A 3,568-nucleotide genomic window follows, 5' to 3' on the forward strand; every position below is an offset into this window, starting at 1 on the left:
GAAGGGGCGGTCCCCAGGTCTTTCAAGACCTTTTGGGACAGCCCCGTTCGCCGTCGGCGTGCGGTAAGTTCAGGCGTCCTTCTCCGATGAACGGCTTTGTCCGCTTATTGCGCCTCTGCTTCCGGGAAAGCGGGCGAACGGCAAATAGAGGAACGAGAAGGTCAGCAGGGCGATACCTTCCATGGACAGCAGGTACCACGGATAAGGGCCAAGGTAATCGAGCAATGACGGCGTATCGGGCTTGCGTGCCAGAAACATGTAATTGCCTCCGGTGACGTGGTTGACATACCCGACGATGACGACAAGCGCATTAAGGAAGCCCATCGTAACGGCGATTGACTTCAGCGTCGGTCTGAATCTTTCTACCCATACCATATAGAGCGCGGCGAGAATGATGGCGGTATGGGCCGCGAAAAACTGCCAGAACCGGAAATGCGGATAACCGAAATCGAGCGCCGGCGTAATTAACGCCTGCAATGCCCCGCCGATTCCTGCGAAATAGACAATACCGAACAACAGGCGGCTTCTCGTCAGCAGCATTAAAATGGAGAGATACAATGAAATGCTGCACAGCTCCAGCGGCAGCGTAGACTTCGCGGAGAAAATGCCTTCCCGGATGTACCAAACGTTTAACAGCGCCTCGCTCGCGGTCAGCAGCGTTGCCAGCGCATATCTCCCGCATGCCGCCCGACGCGGATGGCGGAGCTTCGACCGCAAGCCATACAGCGCGAGTACGGCGAGTAAAGCTCCGCCCAATGCCGCCAGATGCGGTATGCCGAAAGCGGCGAAAGGCGCCGCGTGTTCCGCTTCGAACCACCGTTCCATCCCATTCCCCCTTATTTTGCTCCTCTTTGCCATGCATCTTCATCTTATCCGCACCTGACGATCGGCACAAGCCGGCAGCCCCGAAGGCAGAAACGGAATGAGAAAATCTTAATCGCGCCAATGCCCCCATACCCGTTTTCCGCTGCGAACGTTGAAAGAGAGGGGGAGATTTGCGCATGGAATCGAAACGCTGTCTGTTTTGCGATCAGGTTGTGCCGATCAGGCCAAAAGGCGAATACGACTGGTTCCTGGGCTGCCATTGCGCGCCGGGAAGCTTCTACGGTTTGCGGAGAGACGATTATGACGCTTTCGACAAACTGTCATACAACGAGAAAAGGGCCAAGTTTCCAATCATAAGCGCCTATATCCGGGAATTGACCGATTGCGAGGAGACGGTCGCGCTGTCGTTTGACGACTTGCAGAAGATCGAGCAATCGCCCCGCGTGCCTGCGACGATCGAAGAGAAAGGGCGGCGGTTGCTGCAATTTTGTACAGGCATTCCAGGGAGCCGGGCGAGGCGGTCATCATTCATCGTCTGCCGTCCAGCTACAATTTGACTTATTCGCCGAATTTACAGGAAATGGTTTATATTATAGAGAAGCTGAAGGAAGAAGGATCGATTGAGCGAACTGGGACGACGTTCCGGCTAACTGAGAAAGGCTGGAAAGAAGCGAAGCACAGCATGTCGGGGAAGAAGCTCAAGCCGTGCTGCGTGCTGATGCCCGCAATCGAAGAGCAGCGGAAGACCTGGACGCTGCATGTGCTGCCGAAGATCGAGCAATGCGGCTACTTTCCGCAAATGCCGGACAATTCGGACGATGTCCGGTACGGCGACCAAATGATTCGCCTCATATCCGAAAGCAAGCTGCTGATCGCCGACTTGACCGGTCATCCGGCCGAAGTATATTTCGGCGGTGGCATCGCGCTCGGACTCGACATCCCGGTTATCTGGACCGTTCACCGCACGGACGCGGACAGGCTGTCCGTCAACTCGGAGCGGATTCGGCCGTTCGTGTGGGAGGAGCCCGACGAAGTGGCGGCGATGGTTCAGCAACGGCTCAACGGATAGCAGTATTAGATCGTCTGCCCCGGTCCCGCAATCCGGATCGGGGTTTGATATTGCAACATATTGAAAGCGATTTCATATGTTTTCGACTTCGTCTTCGCATCATCCGGACCCTCCCTGATAATCGGTTCGGTCAATCGCGCCGGTTCCGTCGGGACCATCGAATACATATCGGCCCGATACTTCGCCTGTTTCCGCGAACAGCTCGATTCTCAAAACGATCCGACGTTATATTTCATTGCCAAATCTTTGGTTATACCTGGCGAATTGTACCAGACTTATAGAAAAATGAACCGAAAAAAAGCGGTTGTAATTATTAAACATGTGTATTATACTTCTGTTTAAAACAATAGTATAATACATATGTTTAATTCTAGCGGCTCGATATGGGGAGAGATGATCAATTCCGACAAGGAAATTTGTAAGGAGGGGACGATTTCTATCTTCACCAAGAGGAAAATTAAGCAAATATTCTCAAAGTTTCCTAATTGGTCTAAAGATGATATCGAGTATTTAATGTTCGAATTGACCGAAAGAAAAAAGATTCTGATTGCGACCATTGAGAGAACCAATGCCAATCAGGTGAGAAACAGGCATCAGCTGCAGTTTCAAGTGGAAATGATGAATGAAGCATTGAGAAGACTCTATTTTGGCAAATATCAAAGTCCGGCCCAATACGAGTTGCTAGAGAAGCTGTTCTGCAGCTATTTGAAAACAGACAGCAAAGTGGAATTGGTTGGGGAGGTGATGCACAAATAGAATGTGCAATTGATCGATTGCAGGATTGAATTTCAGGTGAATGGTGGGAAGGATTTGTAATTACGGTTTCGAGCAAGGTTACATCCCTGTTAAGCCTATGGGAACGGAGGAGCTAATTTTGAAGAAAAGGCGCAGATCATTTGATTACAAGAAAATGATGAACCGAAAAGCAGTGAAATGGCACAAAAGAAAAGTGCAGATGTTGTCGTTGCTTGCAGCTTCCTCGCTCGTTTTAGCCCCTGCGAATGTACTGGCGAAAGAGGGACAAATTCCATACGAAGTATCCTCCAGTGTAAGGGCGTTGTCGTCTGATATCAGCTTGCTGAACGGACTCATTGATGCCAGCTTGCTTAGCGATACGTCGTTGAAAGCGACGCACAGTCAGGTGAATGGTAAAGAAAGAATCGTGCTGGAATATAGAGGCTACGGCGTCTTAAATGTAAGCCTGTTGTCCAGTACGTGGATTATTTTTGAAATCCCGCCTGAAATTGCTGCAATTGCGGAAGCCGAAGGGGATGCTTTCAAAGACAGATTAAGTGCAAGTTACGATGTTCCGGCCCTGGGTGTATTAGGAATTGAAATTCGGAACAGAGGCAACTTTAGTCGGAACGATATCATCATCGACGGTAATCAGATTCGGGTCAACTTTAAAAGTATACTTTCGCTCAGTCTGTTAAACCGTTCCAATTTCGATTTCAGCTTAACGATGGATTTGGACGAGTTGCCGCCTACTGCCAGTGGCCGGTATACGTTTAAAGCGGATTCAACCGACCAGATTATTGATCTGGATCTGCTGACTCAGACTCCGGCAGAAGCAACGATACCTGCACCGTTGGATGATGGAGATGCCGACGCCGACGCCGACGCCGATGCTGACGCCGACGCTGATGCGGACGCTGACGCGGATGCCGACGCGGA

General features: G+C 50.8%; 5 protein-coding genes. 4 read left to right on the forward strand and 1 reads right to left on the reverse strand.

Annotated features, from left to right (window positions below):
* Positions 1-69: 69 nt before the first annotated feature.
* Complete coding sequence (locus PACILC2_RS22140; protein WP_213530899.1) at positions 70-825, reverse strand: YwaF family protein; 756 nt, start codon at positions 823-825, stop codon at positions 70-72.
* 176 nt (positions 826-1,001) lie between these two features.
* Between PACILC2_RS22140 and PACILC2_RS27460 the strand changes: the two genes are divergently transcribed.
* From PACILC2_RS27460 to PACILC2_RS22155, 4 genes are all read left to right on the forward strand, one after another.
* Complete coding sequence (locus PACILC2_RS27460) at positions 1,002-1,382, forward strand: hypothetical protein (RefSeq protein ID WP_244863741.1); 381 nt, start codon at positions 1,002-1,004, stop codon at positions 1,380-1,382.
* Positions 1,313-1,894: a hypothetical protein gene (locus tag PACILC2_RS22145; protein WP_244863742.1), complete on the forward strand. Its 582-nt coding sequence runs from the start codon at positions 1,313-1,315 to the stop codon at positions 1,892-1,894. The genes PACILC2_RS27460 and PACILC2_RS22145 overlap by 70 nt, the downstream gene beginning before the upstream one ends.
* A gap of 393 nt (positions 1,895-2,287) precedes the next feature.
* Positions 2,288-2,650: a hypothetical protein gene (locus tag PACILC2_RS22150; protein ID WP_062493214.1), complete on the forward strand. Its 363-nt coding sequence runs from the start codon at positions 2,288-2,290 to the stop codon at positions 2,648-2,650.
* A gap of 118 nt (positions 2,651-2,768) precedes the next feature.
* A partial coding sequence (locus PACILC2_RS22155; protein WP_213530901.1) for a hypothetical protein occupies positions 2,769-3,568 on the forward strand: 800 nt, incomplete at its 3' end.

It is taken from the genome of Paenibacillus cisolokensis (assembly GCF_018403665.1).
In the GTDB taxonomy this organism is placed as follows: Bacteria; Bacillota; Bacilli; order Paenibacillales; family Paenibacillaceae; genus Paenibacillus_AH; species Paenibacillus_AH cisolokensis.